We start from the raw sequence: 15,283 nt of genomic DNA on the forward strand, positions 1-15,283 counted from the left end.
CCGTCGGCATGGTTGTGGGCAAGCTCGTGCGCACGCAGGGCGTCACCTGTCCCGCGGGTTTCCGCGCCGCCGGTATTACGGCCGGTATCAAGGCAAGTGGCAAGTCCGATCTGGCCTTGGTGTTCAACGAGGGTCCCGATTTCGCTGCGGCGGGTGTCTTCACCCGAAACAAGGTCAAGGCTGCGCCGGTGCTGTGGTCTCAGCAGGTGCTCTCCACCGGACGGCTGCGCGCGGTGATTCTGAATTCCGGTGGTGCCAATGCCTGCACGGGTGCGCCCGGCTTCCAGGATTCGCACCGGACAGCCGAGGAAGTGGCGTCCGCACTGAGCAATTGGGGTTCCGAGACCGGAGCGATCGAGGTTGCCGTGTGCTCGACGGGTCTCATCGGTGATCGGCTCCCGATGGACAAGCTGCTGCCCGGCGTGACCGAGGTGGTGCACGAACTCGCGGGCGGTATTTCGGGTGGTACCGACGCGGCGTACGCGATCATGACCACCGACACCGTGCCCAAGCAGGCGGCCGTTCATCATGCCGACAAATGGAACGTCGGCGGCATGGCCAAGGGTGCAGGCATGCTGGCACCATCGTTGGCCACGATGCTCAGCGTCATCACCACCGATGCCGTCGCCACTGCAGACCAGCTGGACAAGGCGCTGCGCGCGGCGACCCGGATGTCCTACGACCGGCTCGACGTCGACGGCGCGTCCTCGACGAACGACACCGTGCTGCTGCTCTCCTCCGGGGCCAGCGGAGTGGCACCGTCGCAGGAAGAACTCGACGCCGCGGTCCTGGCGGTGTGCGACGACCTGGCCGACCAGATGATGGCCGACGCCGAGGGCGTGACCAAGCGGGTGCGGATCACCGTGTCTGGTGCGATGAGCGAGGACGACGCCCTGATCGGCGCGCGCGCAGTCGCCAGGGACTCGCTGACCAAGACGGCCCTGTTCGGGTCGGATCCCAACTGGGGTCGGGTGCTCGCGGCAATCGGTATCGCCCCGATCGAGCTCGATCCGGATCGAATTGCCGTGTCCTTCAACGGCAATCCGGTGTGCATCGACGGCGTGGGAGCGCCGGGGGCTCGGGAGGTCGATCTGTCCGGTGTCGACATCGCGGTGACCATCGATCTCGGTCTCGGCGCAGGGTCGGCCACCATTCGAACCACCGATCTCTCGCACGCGTACGTCGAAGAGAATTCGGCGTACTCGTCATGACCTCGGCCGCTCTGCAATTGACGGCCGCGCAGAAGGCCTTCACGCTCGCGGAGGCTCTGCCCTGGCTGCAGCGATTCTCGGGCAAGGTCGTCGTCGTCAAGTACGGCGGAAACGCCATGATCGACGACAATTTGAAGCGGGCCTTCGCGGCCGACATGGTATTTCTGCGCACCGTCGGAATCCATCCGGTGGTCGTTCACGGCGGCGGGCCACAGATCTCGGCCATGCTGACCAGACTCGGCCTGGCAGGTGAATTCCGCGGCGGATTCCGCGTCACCACCCCCGAGGTCATGGACGTCGCGCGGATGGTGCTGTTCGGGCAGGTCGGGCGCGAGCTCGTCGGCCTGATCAACGGCCACGGTCCCTACGCCGTGGGAATCTCCGGTGAGGATGCGCACCTGTTCACCGCGACGCGGCGCACCGTGCTGGTCGACGGCGCCGAGACCGATATCGGTCTCGTCGGCGACGTCACGTCGGTGAACCCTGCAGCGGTCTTCGATCTCATTGCGGCAGGACGTATTCCGGTGGTGTCCACCATCGCTCCCGACCGCGACGGCGTCGTCCACAACATCAACGCGGACACTGCGGCAGCGGCGCTCGCCAGTGCCATCGGTGCCGAGAAGATGGTGGTGCTCACCGATGTCGAAGGCCTGTACACGGATTGGCCCGATCGCAGCTCGTTGACCTCCGAGATCGACGCGTCCACGCTCGAGGCGTTGCTGCCATCGCTCGACGCCGGGATGGTGCCGAAGATGGAAGCGTGCCTGCGGGCGGTTCGAGCCGGTGTTCCATCGGCTCATGTCATCGACGGTCGCGTCGAACATTCCGTGCTGGTGGAGCTGTTCACCGGTGAGGGAATCGGCACCATGGTCACCCCCGATCACTCGTCTACGTCAGGAGTCACGCCATGACCGGCACCGAGTCCACCCTCGATCTGCAACAGCGGTGGTCGAATTCGTTGATGGACAACTACGGTGTTCCGCGCGTGGCGCTCGTCCGCGGCGAGGGTGCGGTGGTGACGGACGCCGACGGAAAGCAGTATCTGGACCTGCTCGCGGGTATCGCCGTGAACATTCTCGGACACGCCCATCCGGCGGTGATCGAGGCGGTCACCACTCAGCTGTCCACTCTCGGGCACACCTCGAATCTCTATGCGACAGAACCCGGTATCGCGTTGGCCGAGCAATTGCTCGCGCACCTCGGTGCCGGGGCCACCGGCCGGGTGTTCCTGTGCAATTCGGGAACCGAGGCCAACGAGGCGGCGTTCAAGATCGCTCGCCTGACCGGCCGCCCCAACATCGTGGCAGCCGAGAAGTCCTTTCACGGCCGGACGATGGGCGCTCTCGCACTGACCGGTCAGCCGGACAAGCGGACCCCGTTCGAGCCGATGCCTGCCGGCGTGCACCACGTTCCGTACGGCGATGTGGCCGCGCTGGAAGCCGCCGTCGATTCCGATACCGCCGCAGTGTTTCTCGAACCGATCATGGGCGAGGGCGGAGTGGTGGTTCCGCCCGAGGGATACCTCCTCGCTGCGCGCGAGATCACCGCGAAGCACGGTGCACTGCTTGTCCTGGACGAGGTACAGACCGGTATCGGCCGAACGGGATGGTTCTACGCCCACCAGTCGGTCGGCATCGTGCCCGACGTCATCACACTCGCCAAGGGCTTGGGCGGTGGCCTGCCCATCGGGGCCTGCATCGGCATCGGAGCGGCGGGGGAGTTGCTGCATCCGGGCAAGCACGGCACCACGTTCGGTGGCAATCCCGTGTGCGCGGCGGCGGCTCTGGCCGTCTTGCGCACCATTGCCGACGAGGATCTGCTCTCGCACGCGGACAGCATCGGCAAGACCATCGCGCACTCCATCGAGGGTCTGAATCACCCTCTGGTGAGCCATGTTCGGGGTTCGGGTCTTCTCCTCGGCGTGGTTCTCACCGCCGCCGTCGCGCCGGCGGCCGAAGCAGCCGCGCGCGAGGCAGGCTTCCTCCTCAACGCGGCACAGCCCGACGTGCTCCGGCTCGCACCACCGTTGATCATCACCGAAGACCAAGCCGCGTCGTTCGTGACGGCGCTACCGGCAATTCTCGACGCAGCACAGGAGGCTCATCAGCCATGACCGTTCAGCATTTCCTCCGGGACGACGACATCACGCCTGTGCAGCAGGGCGAAATCCTCGCCCTGGCAGCAGAGCTCAAGCGTGCACCGTTCTCGAAGCGTCCGCTCGAGGGTCCCAAGGGGATCGGTGTCATCTTCGAGAAGAACTCGACACGCACCCGTTTCTCGTTCGAGATGGGCATCGCGCAGTTGGGTGGTCATGCCGTGGTGGTGACGGGCCGCGACACCCAGTTGGGTCGTGAGGAGACGCTGCAGGACACGGGGCGGGTTCTCTCGCGCTATGTCGAGGCGGTCGTGTGGCGCACGTTCGGGCAGAAGCGGCTCGAGCAGATGGCTACCGGCGCAACGATTCCGATCGTCAACGCCCTCTCCAACGAGTTCCACCCGTGCCAGGTTCTGGCGGATCTGCAGACCCTGATCGAACACAAGGGAAATCTGCAGGGGCGCACCCTGGCCTACTTCGGTGACGGTGCCAACAACATGGCGCACTCGCTGCTCATCGGCGGAGTGACGGCCGGGCTGAACGTGCGGATCGCCGCGCCCAAGGAATTTGCGCCGCTCGGCTACGTTCTCGACGCGGCGCATGCGCGTGCCGAGGAAACCGGGGCCACCATCACCATCACCGAGGACCCGTTCGAGGCCGCCGCCGGTGCCGACGCGCTCGTCACCGACACCTGGACGTCGATGGGCCAGGAGAACGACGGTCTCGATCGCGTCGCCCCGTTCCGGCCGTATCGAATCGATTCCGATCTGCTCTCGAAGGCCCAGTCGGACGCTGTCGTGCTGCACTGCCTACCCGCACATCGCGGCGAGGAGATCACCGACGAGGTGCTCGACGGTCCCCAGAGTGTGGTCTGGGACGAGGCCGAGAACCGCCTGCACGCGCAGAAGGCTCTGCTGGTGTGGCTCCTCGAACAGGCACGACGACCATGAGCGAGGACGTCACTGCGGTGCCGTTGACCGCGTCGACCCGCGCGGGGAGGCAGGCACGGATCATCGCGTTGCTGGCCACGCATCAGGTGCGCAGTCAACCGCAGCTGGCGTCGTTGCTCGCGGCCGAGGGGATCGACACCACTCAGGCAACTCTCTCGCGGGACCTCGAGGAATTGGGTGCCGTGAAACTGCGCGCGCCGGACGGTGGAGTGGGGGTGTACGTCGTGCCCGAGGACGGCAGCCCGGTCCGGGGAGTGTCCGGCGGCACCGACCGTCTCCTGAAGTTGCTGGGGGAGTTGTTGGTGTCCACCGATCACAGCGGGAACCAGGCCGTCCTCCGCACACCACCGGGCGCGGCGCACTACCTGGCCAGCGCTCTGGATCGTGCTGCGATGCCCGAGATCGTCGGGACCATCGCGGGTGACGACACGATTCTGTTGATAGCCCGCGAGCCACATACCGGTGGCGAGGTCGCGGACAAGATCGAAAAGCTTGCTCGACGCGGTAACTGAGATCCGGTTACCCATCATGCGCAACAAGAACAACGAAGGAGCTTGAACACCATGGCCGAACGCGTCATCCTCGCCTATTCCGGCGGACTCGACACCTCCGTCGCCATCAGCTGGATCGGGAGGGAGACCGGCAAGGAGGTCGTTGCCGTCGCCATCGATCTGGGGCAGGGCGGCGAGGACATGGACGTCGTGCGCCAGCGCGCACTCGATTGCGGCGCAGTCGAATCCGTCGTCGTCGATGCCAGGAACGAGTTCGCCGACGAGTACTGCCTGCCGACGGTCCAGTCCAACGCGCTGTACATGGATCGGTACCCGCTCGTGTCGGCCATCAGCCGTCCGTTGATCGTCAAGCACCTCGTCGAGAACGCGCGGGCGCACGGCGGAACCGTCGTCGCCCACGGATGCACGGGCAAGGGCAACGACCAGGTTCGGTTCGAGGTCGGCTTCAACACCCTCGCCCCCGAGCTCGAGGTGTTGGCGCCGGTTCGCGACTACGCGTGGACGCGCGAGAAGGCGATCAAGTTCGCCGAAGAGAACAACATCCCGATCAACGTGACCACCAAGTCGCCGTTCTCGATCGACCAGAACGTCTGGGGACGCGCGGTGGAGACCGGTTTCCTCGAGGACCTGTGGAACGCGCCGACCAAGGACGTCTACGACTACACCGAGGATCCGACGGTCAACTTCCAGGCTCCCGACGAGATCGTTGTCTCGTTCGACAAGGGTCGCCCCGTCGCGATCGACGGCCGTCCGGTCTCGGTACTCGAAGCGATCCAGGAGCTCAACACTCGTGCCGGAGCGCAGGGTGTCGGCCGCTTGGACGTCGTCGAGGATCGGCTCGTCGGCATCAAGAGTCGCGAGATCTACGAGGCACCCGGTGCCATGGTTCTCATCCGCGCCCACGAGGAGCTCGAGCACGTGACCCTCGAGCGCGAGCTCGGTCGCTACAAGCGCCACACCGATCAGAAGTGGGCCGAGCTGGTGTACGACGGCCTGTGGTACTCCCCGCTCAAGGGTGCTCTCGACACGTTCGTGCAGCACACGCAGGAGCACGTCTCCGGCGACATCCGCCTGGTTCTGCACGCGGGCGGGATCATCGTCAACGGACGCCGCAGTGGTGAGTCGCTGTACGACTTCAACCTCGCCACCTACGACGAGGGCGACACGTTCGACCAGTCCGCGGCCAAGGGATTCGTTCAGCTGCACGGACTCTCGTCGAAGATCGCCGCGAAGCGGGACCTGGGCCTGTGACGAATTCGGAGACCTCGCACGGAACCAACGAGGGTTCGCTCTGGGGCGGCAGATTCGCATCGGGTCCGGCCGCAGCCATGGCAGCGTTGAGCAAGTCGACGCACTTCGACTGGGTCCTCGCGCCGTACGACATCCGCGCATCCATGGCGCACGCGCGGGTGCTGAACGGTGCCGGACTGCTCACCCCGCAGGACCTCGAGACCATGCTCGACGGTTTGCAGCGCCTCGCCGACGATGTCGCGTCGGGCGCGTTCGTGGCAGCCGAGTCGGACGAGGACGTGCACGGCGCTCTCGAACGCGGGTTGATCGACCGGGTCGGACCGGAGGTCGGTGGCCGGCTGCGCGCGGGCAGGTCGCGCAACGATCAGGTGGCCACACTGTTCCGCATGTGGCTGCGTGACGCGGTTCGCCGGGTGTCGGTCGGCGTTCTCGATGTGGTCGACGCGTTGGCCACCCAGGCAGCGGCGCATCCGACTGCCGTCATGCCGGGCAAGACGCATTCGCAGGCCGCGCAGCCGGTGTTGCTGGCGCATCATCTGCTCGCGCACACCCATCCGTTGTTGCGCGATGTGCAGCGCTTCGCAGATTTCGACACGCGAGCAGCGGTGTCCCCGTACGGTTCCGGTGCCCTCGCCGGTTCGTCACTGGGTCTGAGTCCGGAGAAGATCGCAGCCGAGCTCGGGTTCGACTCGTCCGCCGAGAACTCGATCGACGCCACGTCCTCGCGCGACTTCGCCGCCGAAGCAGCCTTCGTCTTGGCGATGACGGCAGTCGATCTGTCGCGGTTCGCCGAGGAGGTCATCTCGTGGAGCACTCCCGAGTACGGCTACGTGACGTTGGCCGATGCGTGGTCCACCGGCAGTTCGATCATGCCGCAGAAGAAGAATCCGGACGTCGCGGAATTGACCCGCGGAAAGACCGGCCGATTGATCGGTAATCTGACCGGCCTGCTGGCCACGCTCAAGGCGCAGCCGTTGGCATACAACCGTGATCTCCAGGAAGACAAGGAGCCGGTGTTCGATTCGGTGGCGCAGCTCGAGCTGTTGCTGCCCGCGCTCACCGGATTGACGGCGACGCTCGAATTCCACACCGAACGGATGGCCGAGCTGGCACCGGCCGGGTTCACGCTCGCCACCGATATCGCCGAATGGATGGTGCGGCAGGGGATTGCGTTCCGCGTTGCTCACGAGGCTGCAGGAGCCTGCGTCCGGGCGGCCGAGGCGCGCGGCGTCGGGCTGGCGGATCTGACCGACGAGGAGCTGGCCGCGATCGATCCGTCCCTCACTCCGGCCGTTCGTGAGGTTCTCACGGTGGAGGGTTCCATCTCGTCGCGGGATGCGCGTGGTGGCACGGCCGCTGTGCAGGTTGCGCATCAGCTCGGGGGCGTGCGGGCCACGGCCGCGACCCTGCGCGCATGGGCCGAGGAACCGGTGTTGCGGCACTGAGTGCGCAATCGATATCCATGCCGGTTTCCTCGAGTGTGATGTGAGAAGCTTTCGTCACGCGAAGATCGATGCCGGTCGTTCGTCGGGGCCGAACGCAGGAGTGTATTTGTGGGACTGAATGCAGACGCCGTACGTGGTCCACTGCGCCGTGCCATCGCCACGGCGCAGAACGGTCTCGAGGTCATCCGTCTCGGTGGTCTCGAGACCGAGGTGGATCCGTCGCCGTTTCGGGTGATGGACCGCGAGCCGATGTATCGGCTTCGGCGGTACTTCCCCGACGATGTGCCTGCCGACAGTCCTCCGGTGGTGCTCATTCCGCCGATGATGGTCTCCGCGGACGTCTACGACGTGACGACCGACCAGGGTGCTGCCGGGATCCTGCACGGCATGGGGCTGGATCCGTGGGTGGTCGACTTCGGCTCGCCGGATACAGAAGAAGGCGGGTGGGGCCGTACGCTCGCCGATCACGTCGTGGCGATCAGCGAGGTCGTCGACAAGGTGCACGAGCACACCGGCCGCGACGTCCACCTTGGTGGATACTCCCAGGGCGGAATGTTCTGCTACCAGGCGGCCGCGTACCGAGGCGGCCGAAATCTGGCCAGTCTCATCACGTTCGGGGCTCCGGTCGACACGCTCGCCGGTCTGCCTCTCGGGATCCCGGCCGGCGTGGCGACGCGGGGAGCGGAGTTCCTGGCCGACCATGTGTTCACTCGGCTCGCTGTATCGGGGTGGATGGCGCGGACGGGATTTCAGCTACTCGATCCGGCGAAGACCGTGCGATCGCGAGTGGATTTTCTGCGTCAGCTTCACGACCGTGAGGCGCTGTTGCCGCGCGAGCCGCAGCGACGCTTTCTGGCGATGGACGGGTGGGTGGCGTGGTCCGGCCCGGCCGTTGCGGAGTTGTTGAAGCAGTTCGTCGTTCACAACCGCATGATGACCGGCGGGTTCGTCATCAAGGACAGATTGTTGACTCTGGCCGAGCTCACCGTGCCCGTGCTCGCCTTCGTCGGCGAAGTCGACGACATCGGTCAACCGTTGGCCGTGCGCGGCATTCAGCGCGCAGCCCCGCGCGCCCAGGTGTTCGAAACCACTTTGCGTGCAGGTCATTTCGGCTTGGTCGTCGGCAGCACCGCGGCTGCACAGACCTGGCCGACGACGGGAAACTGGATTCGGTGGCGTGAGGACCTCGGACCGAAGCCGGAGGCGGTTCGCGTGATGGAGCGCGAGGGCCACGGCGATTCCGAGAGCGGTGTGTCGATCACCAATCGCCTGATCCACACCGCTGCCTCCATCGCCGAGGTGGGCGTCGGTGTCGGCCGCGGGCTGGCATCGGCGGCGACCGGCGCGGTGCGTGGAACCCGCGAGATCTCTTCCGAGGCCGTGCGCACGTTGCCGAGGCTCGCCCGCCTCGGGCAGATGCAGCCGCACAGTCGAGTCTCGTTGGGCCGCTTGATCGCCGAGCAGGGACGTAAGTCTCCGAACGGAGAGTGCTTCCTGTTCGACGACCGAGTGCACACCTACGACGCTGTCAACGTCCGCATCGACAACGTGGTGCGCGGACTGATCAGTGTCGGGGTGCGACCCGCGTCGCGCATCGGTGTGTTGATGGAGACTCGTCCCAGCGCATTGGCCGCGATGGCGGCGCTCTCGCGGATCGGGGCAGTGCCTGTTCTGCTGCAGCCGGGCAGCGACCTGACCGCAGCGCTGCGGACCGTCGACGTCGACACCGTGATCGCCGATCCGGAAAATGCTGCGGCTGCGGTCCCGGTGGCACCGAACGTTCTGGTGCTCGGCGGTGGTGAGGTTCGGCAACTCGACATCCCGGCCGGCTACGAGGTGGTCGATCTCGAGGCCATCGATCCCGACGCAGTGCGTTTGCCTCAGTGGTACGAGCCGGATCCGGGCCGTGCCCGCGAACTGGCGATGATCCTGTTCACGACAACCGATCGCGGTCTCGAACCGCGATACATCACCAATCATCGCTGGGCGTTGTCTGCATTCGGAACAGCGACGACGGCCGCGCTCGGACCCGGCGATACTGTCTACTGCCTTGCCCCGCTGCATCATTCGGCCGGAATCCTCGTCACGATCGGTGGCGCGCTCGCGGGCGGGTCGCGCATCGCACTCTCCCGTGGTCTCGAGCCCGAGCGGTTCAGCGAAGAGGTGTACCGCTACGGCGTCACCGTCGTGAGCTACACCTGGACGATGATGCGGCAGATCCTCGACGACGGCCGGTTCCCGGTCGACTCCGGCCACCCGGTGCGCCTGTTCATCGGCTCCGGGATGCCGGTGGGGCTCTGGCGACGCACGCTGGCGCGGTTCAGCCCGGCTCGGGTGCTCGAGTTCTACGCATCCACCGAGAACGACGTGATTCTGGCCAATGTGGCGGGCTCGAAGATCGGTTCCAAGGGCCGTCCGCTGCCGGGCAGCGCACGGGTGGCGCTGGCGGCCTACGACCCCATCACCGGCCGCCTCGAAGAGGACGACGACGGCTTCGTGCGGCAGTGCCGCGACGACGAGATCGGTCTGCTCCTCGGCCGACCGAGCGGAGACGGCGAAGCGACCAGTCATGTCATGCGCGGAGTGTTCGAGCCCACGGACGCCTGGATCCCCACCGAGAACCTGTTCCGTCGCGATTCCGACGGCGATTATTGGCTCATCGACCGCAAGGACACCGTGGTGCGTTCGGCGTGCGGTCCGGTGTACACCCAGCCGATCGTCGACGCGGTGGGTGACCTGGACCAGGTCGATTCGGCCGTGGTCTACGGAGTGCGGGTGACGTCGGATCGGCCACGATCGGTGCGCGTCGAGGCGTCGGCCACCGAGGTGGCGGTCTGCGCTATCTCGCTGCAACCGGAGGCGGTGATCACCGCTCGTGCTTTGACCGACACTCTCGGAGTACTGCTTCCGGCCGAGCGTCCGGCGATCGTGCACGTGGTGACCGAAATTCCGGTGGGACGCGCGTATCGACCCAACGCGACGGCGCTGAAGCAAGCGGGCATCCCGACGCCGAGCGCTCGGTCATGGTTTTACGACTCGGAGTCGAACAGCTACCGTCGATTGACGAAAGCTGTTGTGGCCGAACGGTTCGTCGGGCGCGAGACCGCGGCCGAAAGATCGTCGTAGGAACGAGACTGCACAGAAGAAAACGGGTTCGGTAGCGTAAGCGAGTACACCACTCCGGTTCGACCGGAGCAGAGCGAAGGACACCTGTGGCAATCGATTCGACACTGCTTTCCATTCTCGCGTGCCCGGTGGACAAGGGCCCGCTGCTGTTGATCGAAGGGGAACTGCTCTACAACCCGCGACTGCGTCGCGCATATCCGATAGAGAACGGCATCCCGGTGTTGCTTGCCGACGACGCCCGCGATGTCGACGACGCCGAGCACGAGTCGATCCTGGCGCGCGCCACGTCCTAGAGCGTGCGGTCGGTCACCGGGTTCGTCGACTACTGGGTTCGTCGACGCAATGTCGCGGCGGCTCCGCTCAGCGCGGCGACGGTGAACGCCGTGACCACGGCGATATCGGTCCGCATGGGCCCGGTGACTCCGGGGTACCGGGAAATCTCCTGGAGCGCGTCGACCAGGTAGCTCAGCGGCAGGACATTGCTGATCGTGCTCAACCAATTCGGCATCTGGTCGCGCGGCACCAGGAGTCCGCAGAGAAACAGCTGTGGAATCACGACGACCGGCATGAACTGGACGCTTGAAATTCGGTGCGGGCGAATGCGCTGCACAGCAGTCCGATGGCGACCCCGAGCATCGCTCCCAGGACTGCGATCACCAGAACCCAACCGACCGAGCCCTCGATGTCGAGCCCGAGAAATCCGAACGCGACGGTGCATGCCAGTAGCGCCTGTCCGACGGCGGCCAGTGAAAAGGCGGACCCGTAGCTCGCGAGTAGGTCCAGTTTGGACATCGGAGTCGTCAGCAGGCGTTCGAGCGTTCCCGAGGTGCGTTCACGCTGCATCGAGATCGACGTGATCAGGAACATGACGACGAACGGCAGGATGCCGAGCATCGTGATCGCGATCCGATCGAACAACGACTGCTGGTTCGGCGGGGTCGGCACATCTCGGTACAGGAAGTACAGCAACACCATCAGCAGGGACGGAACGAGCAGAACCATGGCCACCGATCGATGGTCGGCTCGCAGCTGTCGCAGGATGCGGCCGGTGCCCGCTGCGTAGATCCGCGCGTTCACGATGTCTGCTCGGTAGATCTGATGAGAGACAGGAATGCGCGATCGAGCGTCGTTTCGTTCGTGCGCTCGAGTAACGCATCGGGGCTCGACTGGGCCAGGACGACGCCGTCGCGCATCAGAACGAGACGGCCACAGTGCTCCGCCTCTTCCATCACATGGCTCGAGACCAACACCGTTGTGCCACTTGCCGCGATATCGGCGAACCGCGACCACAGCTCCGAGCGCAGCACGGGATCCAAGCCGACCGTCGGTTCGTCGAGGACGATCAGCTCGGGTTCGGCAACCAGGGCGCTGGCCAGGGAGACCCGCCCCAGTTGGCCGCCGAAGAGTTCGCCCGCCCGTGACGACGCGTGGTCGGCCAGTCCGACCGCCTCGATGGCCGACGCCACGTCCGCGCGCCGGCGGCCGTACAGCGACCCGAAGTACTGCACGTTCTCGCGAACGGTGAGATCTCGGTAGACGCTCGGTGCCTGGGTCACGTATCCGACTGTGCGGCGCAACGGTGCCGAGCCGGCCGGAGATCCGAGAACTGTCACGGTTCCGCTGTTCACGATCTGAGTGCCGACGATTGCTCGCATGAGAGTCGTCTTGCCGCAGCCCGACGGACCGAGAAGTCCGGTGATGGCACCACGAGGGATAGTCACGGACAGACTGCGCAGCACCGTTCGCTTACCGCGGCGAACCGTCAGCCCTGTGATCTCGACGGCGTGCTCACCGGTGAACGCCATATCGGCCTCCAGACTTGTCGATGTCGAAGTCATAGCCCCGTCGGCGCTGCGTGGTCAAGGGCGAAGCATCATGGGACGGATGAATGTCGCTGACTTGGAGATCGGAGAACCCGACGACGCAGCCCGACGCATCCTCGGCGGAACCGTCACCGTGGGCGACGTGTCGGTGCGCATCGTGGAAGTCGAGGCCTACGGTGGTCCGCTCGATGGTCCATGGCCGGATCCGGCCGCGCACTCCTTCCGGGGCCCGACTCCTCGCAACGAGGTGATGTTCGGTCCGGCGGGCCGGCTGTACGTATACCTGAGTTACGGCATGCACTTGTGCATGAACGTCAGCTGCGGCCCGGACGGTACGGCAGCCGCCGTGCTGCTCCGAGCGGCTGAAGTGGTGAGGGGCCACGATGTCGTCGAGACCAGGCGCGCCGGGCGCGGTCCTCGGTCCGCACGGGTCGAGGCCGGTTGGGCCCGCGGGCCGGGCAATCTCGGTCGAGCCTTGGGCGTCTCGCTGGCGGACAACGGAACGGACGTGTTCGACGCGTCGTCGGCTGTCACCCTCGAACTACTCGAGCCACGACTGCACGAGAAGGCAGTTGCGTCCGGCCCACGGGTAGGGGTGAGTTCGGCGGCCGATCGTCCCTGGCGCTTCTGGTTGCTCGGGTCGCAGGCGGTGTCGAGCTACAAACGCAGTCCCCGCGCCGCCGCGCCCGGTGGCTCGGAGGCCTGAGCGCCGGCTGGATGCGTCCATACGGGAGGATCGACGTCGTGAGTGAGAACATCATCGACGAAATGACCTGGCGTGGACTGATTGCGCAGTCCACCGATGTGGACGCGCTGAAGAAGGCCACGTCCGAGGGGCCGATCACGCTGTACTCCGGTTTCGATCCGACAGGGCCCTCGCTGCACGCAGGGCACCTCGTGCCGTTGCTGGCGCTCAAGCGTTTCCAGCTGGCCGGCCACCGCCCGATCATCCTCGCCGGTGGTGCGACGGGACTCATCGGTGACCCTCGCGATGTAGGGGAGCGCACCATGAATTCCACCGAGGTGGTCACCGAGTGGGCGTCGCGTATCCGTGGTCAGCTCGAGCGGTTCGTCGACTTGGACGAGAGCCCGACGGGTGCAGTGGTGGTGAACAATCTGTCCTGGACGGGGGAGTTGTCCGCGATCGATTTCCTTCGCGACATCGGTAAGCACTTCTCGATCAACGTGATGCTTGCTCGCGAGACGGTGAAGAACAGGCTCGAGAGCGACGGAATGTCGTACACCGAGTTCAGCTACATGCTGCTGCAGGCGAACGACTACGTGCAGCTCCGCAGGCAATACGGCTGCAGTCTTCAGATCGGCGGCTCCGACCAGTGGGGGAACATCATCGCCGGGGTGGAGCTGAATCGGCGCCAGGACGCCGAGTCGGTGCACGCCATGACGGTTCCGCTGGTCACCTCCGCCGACGGCAAGAAATTCGGCAAATCCACCGGAGGCGGCAGCCTGTGGCTCGACCCGGAGATGACGAGCCCGTACGCCTGGTACCAGTACTTCGTGAACACCGGCGATGCAGACGTCGTGAAGTACCTGCGCTGGTTCACCTTCCTGTCGAAGGACGAGTTGGCAGAACTCGAGTCGGCGACCACCGAGCGTGCGCACGCGCGTGAGGCACAGAAGCGCCTGGCCGCCGAGATGACCACGCTCGTCCACGGCGAAGCAGCGACTCGTTCGGTCGAACTCGCCAGTCAGGCACTTTTCGGGCGAGCCGAACTGACCGAACTCGACGAAAAGACGCTCGCTGCCGCGCTACAGGAAGCATCTGTGGCTGACATCGAAGCAGGTGCACCGAACACCATCGTCGATCTGCTCGTCGCTACGGGGTTGAGCGAGAGCAAGGGCGCTGCCCGACGCGCAGTCAAGGAGGGTGGCGCATCGGTCAACAACGTCAAGATTTCCGACGAAGAATGGACGCCCGGTGCGGACGATCTCCTGCACGGCCGGTGGTTGGTGGTCCGACGCGGAAAGCGGAACTTCGCAGGCGCCCGAATCGCGGACTGAGCTTTTCGTTGTAGTCAGTGGGCGGAGTCACATCCATGTAATTTGGTTACGACGCCCGTCAGGTGGGTAAGTGACCGGTTGCGACCAGGTCGTTCACGCGAATCACGCGTGAACGACCTGGGGATTTGACGCGTTGTTATCCGGGGCGTAACTTTGTCCAGGTCAGAGCGACACGGACGCCAGCCCAGACCGCAAGGCCTGAGCGAAGCGGAGATCGCTTCCGACACCAAGAAGGAGTCAGAGCCGCGAGGTTCGACTTCTTCGCGGATGAGAAGCCAGTTTGACTGTGCTCGATCATCTGATCTAAGCTGGAACGGTTGCCCCGGACATCCACGAGCTTCAGCTCGAAGGTGAATGGTGTGTGCGTGTTCTTTGAGAACTCAACAGTGTGTCGATGAATGTCAGTGCCGAATTTATTTGGTGAAAGCATTCGATGTGTCAGCCATCCGCTTGTGGTGGTTGTTGTCGGGTGTTGTTTGAAAATGCTAGTTGAGTTTTTTTGCTAGTGATTTGACTCTTTATGTTTATGACTGATTTGCAGTTTCGACTGTTGATCGAGAGTCTTTTACGGAGAGTTTGATCCTGGCTCAGGACGAACGCTGGCGGCGTGCTTAACACATGCAAGTCGAGCGGTAAGGCCTTTCGGGGTACACGAGCGGCGAACGGGTGAGTAACACGTGGGTGATCTGCCCTGCACTCTGGGATAAGCTTGGGAAACTGGGTCTAATACCGGATATGACCGCATGCCGCATGGTGTGTGGTGGAAAGATTTATCGGTGCAGGATGGGCCCGCGGCCTATCAGCTTGTTGGTGGGGTAATGGCCTACCAAGGCGACGACGGGTAGCCGACC

The 15,283-nt window shown here is 65.1% G+C and carries 12 protein-coding genes, 1 rRNA gene and 1 pseudogene; 12 read left to right on the forward strand and 2 right to left on the reverse strand.

Features of this window, described 5'->3' with window-relative positions:
- Positions 1 to 8: 8 nt before the first annotated feature.
- The 9 genes from argJ to ABZ677_RS07300 all read left to right on the forward strand — a co-directional run bounded on the left by argJ (position 9) and on the right by ABZ677_RS07300 (position 10,883).
- Positions 9 to 1,211, forward strand: coding sequence for a bifunctional glutamate N-acetyltransferase/amino-acid acetyltransferase ArgJ (gene argJ / locus ABZ677_RS07260; RefSeq protein ID WP_358367849.1), 1,203 nt, complete (start codon positions 9 to 11; stop codon positions 1,209 to 1,211).
- On the forward strand, positions 1,208 to 2,122 hold the full coding sequence (gene argB / locus ABZ677_RS07265; RefSeq protein WP_358367780.1) for an acetylglutamate kinase: 915 nt from the start codon (positions 1,208 to 1,210) through the stop codon (positions 2,120 to 2,122). The genes argJ and argB overlap by 4 nt, the downstream gene beginning before the upstream one ends.
- A complete protein-coding gene (locus ABZ677_RS07270; protein ID WP_358367782.1) occupies positions 2,119 to 3,324 on the forward strand; it encodes an acetylornithine transaminase in 1,206 nt (401 codons plus the stop codon). Before argB ends, ABZ677_RS07270 begins: the two co-directional genes overlap by 4 nt.
- Entirely contained in the window at positions 3,321 to 4,256 is a 936-nt protein-coding gene (argF, locus tag ABZ677_RS07275; protein WP_358367785.1) for an ornithine carbamoyltransferase, read from the forward strand. The genes ABZ677_RS07270 and argF overlap by 4 nt, the downstream gene beginning before the upstream one ends.
- A gap of 23 nt (positions 4,257 to 4,279) precedes the next feature.
- Positions 4,280 to 4,768, forward strand: coding sequence for an arginine repressor (locus ABZ677_RS07280; RefSeq protein ID WP_094612908.1), 489 nt, complete (start codon positions 4,280 to 4,282; stop codon positions 4,766 to 4,768).
- Between the two features lie 51 nt (positions 4,769 to 4,819).
- Positions 4,820 to 6,019 carry an argininosuccinate synthase gene (locus ABZ677_RS07285; protein WP_358367787.1) on the forward strand — a complete coding sequence of 400 codons (1,200 nt, stop codon included), beginning with the start codon at positions 4,820 to 4,822 and terminating at the stop codon, positions 6,017 to 6,019.
- Entirely contained in the window at positions 6,016 to 7,464 is a 1,449-nt protein-coding gene (argH, locus tag ABZ677_RS07290; protein WP_037192605.1) for an argininosuccinate lyase, read from the forward strand. Before ABZ677_RS07285 ends, argH begins: the two co-directional genes overlap by 4 nt.
- A gap of 108 nt (positions 7,465 to 7,572) precedes the next feature.
- A complete protein-coding gene (locus ABZ677_RS07295) occupies positions 7,573 to 10,590 on the forward strand; it encodes an AMP-binding protein (RefSeq protein WP_358367790.1) in 3,018 nt (1,005 codons plus the stop codon).
- An 86-nt stretch (positions 10,591 to 10,676) separates the two neighbouring features.
- Complete coding sequence (locus ABZ677_RS07300; protein WP_037192601.1) at positions 10,677 to 10,883, forward strand: Trm112 family protein; 207 nt, start codon at positions 10,677 to 10,679, stop codon at positions 10,881 to 10,883.
- A gap of 29 nt (positions 10,884 to 10,912) precedes the next feature.
- Here ABZ677_RS07300 and ABZ677_RS07305 read toward each other — a convergent pair.
- Positions 10,913 to 11,667, reverse strand: a pseudogene (locus ABZ677_RS07305) (ABC transporter permease).
- On the reverse strand, positions 11,664 to 12,395 hold the full coding sequence (locus tag ABZ677_RS07310; RefSeq protein WP_358367852.1) for an ABC transporter ATP-binding protein: 732 nt from the start codon (positions 12,393 to 12,395) through the stop codon (positions 11,664 to 11,666). Before ABZ677_RS07310 ends, ABZ677_RS07305 begins: the two are co-directional and overlap by 4 nt.
- A gap of 79 nt (positions 12,396 to 12,474) precedes the next feature.
- Between ABZ677_RS07310 and ABZ677_RS07315 the strand changes: the two genes are divergently transcribed.
- The 3 genes from ABZ677_RS07315 to ABZ677_RS07325 form a co-directional block, all read left to right on the forward strand.
- Positions 12,475 to 13,119 carry a DNA-3-methyladenine glycosylase gene (locus ABZ677_RS07315; RefSeq protein WP_358367793.1) on the forward strand — a complete coding sequence of 215 codons (645 nt, stop codon included), beginning with the start codon at positions 12,475 to 12,477 and terminating at the stop codon, positions 13,117 to 13,119.
- 38 nt (positions 13,120 to 13,157) lie between these two features.
- Complete coding sequence (tyrS, locus tag ABZ677_RS07320; protein ID WP_358367796.1) at positions 13,158 to 14,432, forward strand: tyrosine--tRNA ligase; 1,275 nt, start codon at positions 13,158 to 13,160, stop codon at positions 14,430 to 14,432.
- Between the two features lie 564 nt (positions 14,433 to 14,996).
- Positions 14,997 to 15,283 (forward strand): 16S ribosomal RNA (locus ABZ677_RS07325); the annotation flags it as partial.

Origin of the sequence: Rhodococcus sp. NPDC006774 (assembly GCF_040636045.1) — a bacterium.
In the GTDB taxonomy this organism is placed as follows: domain Bacteria; phylum Actinomycetota; class Actinomycetes; order Mycobacteriales; family Mycobacteriaceae; genus Rhodococcoides.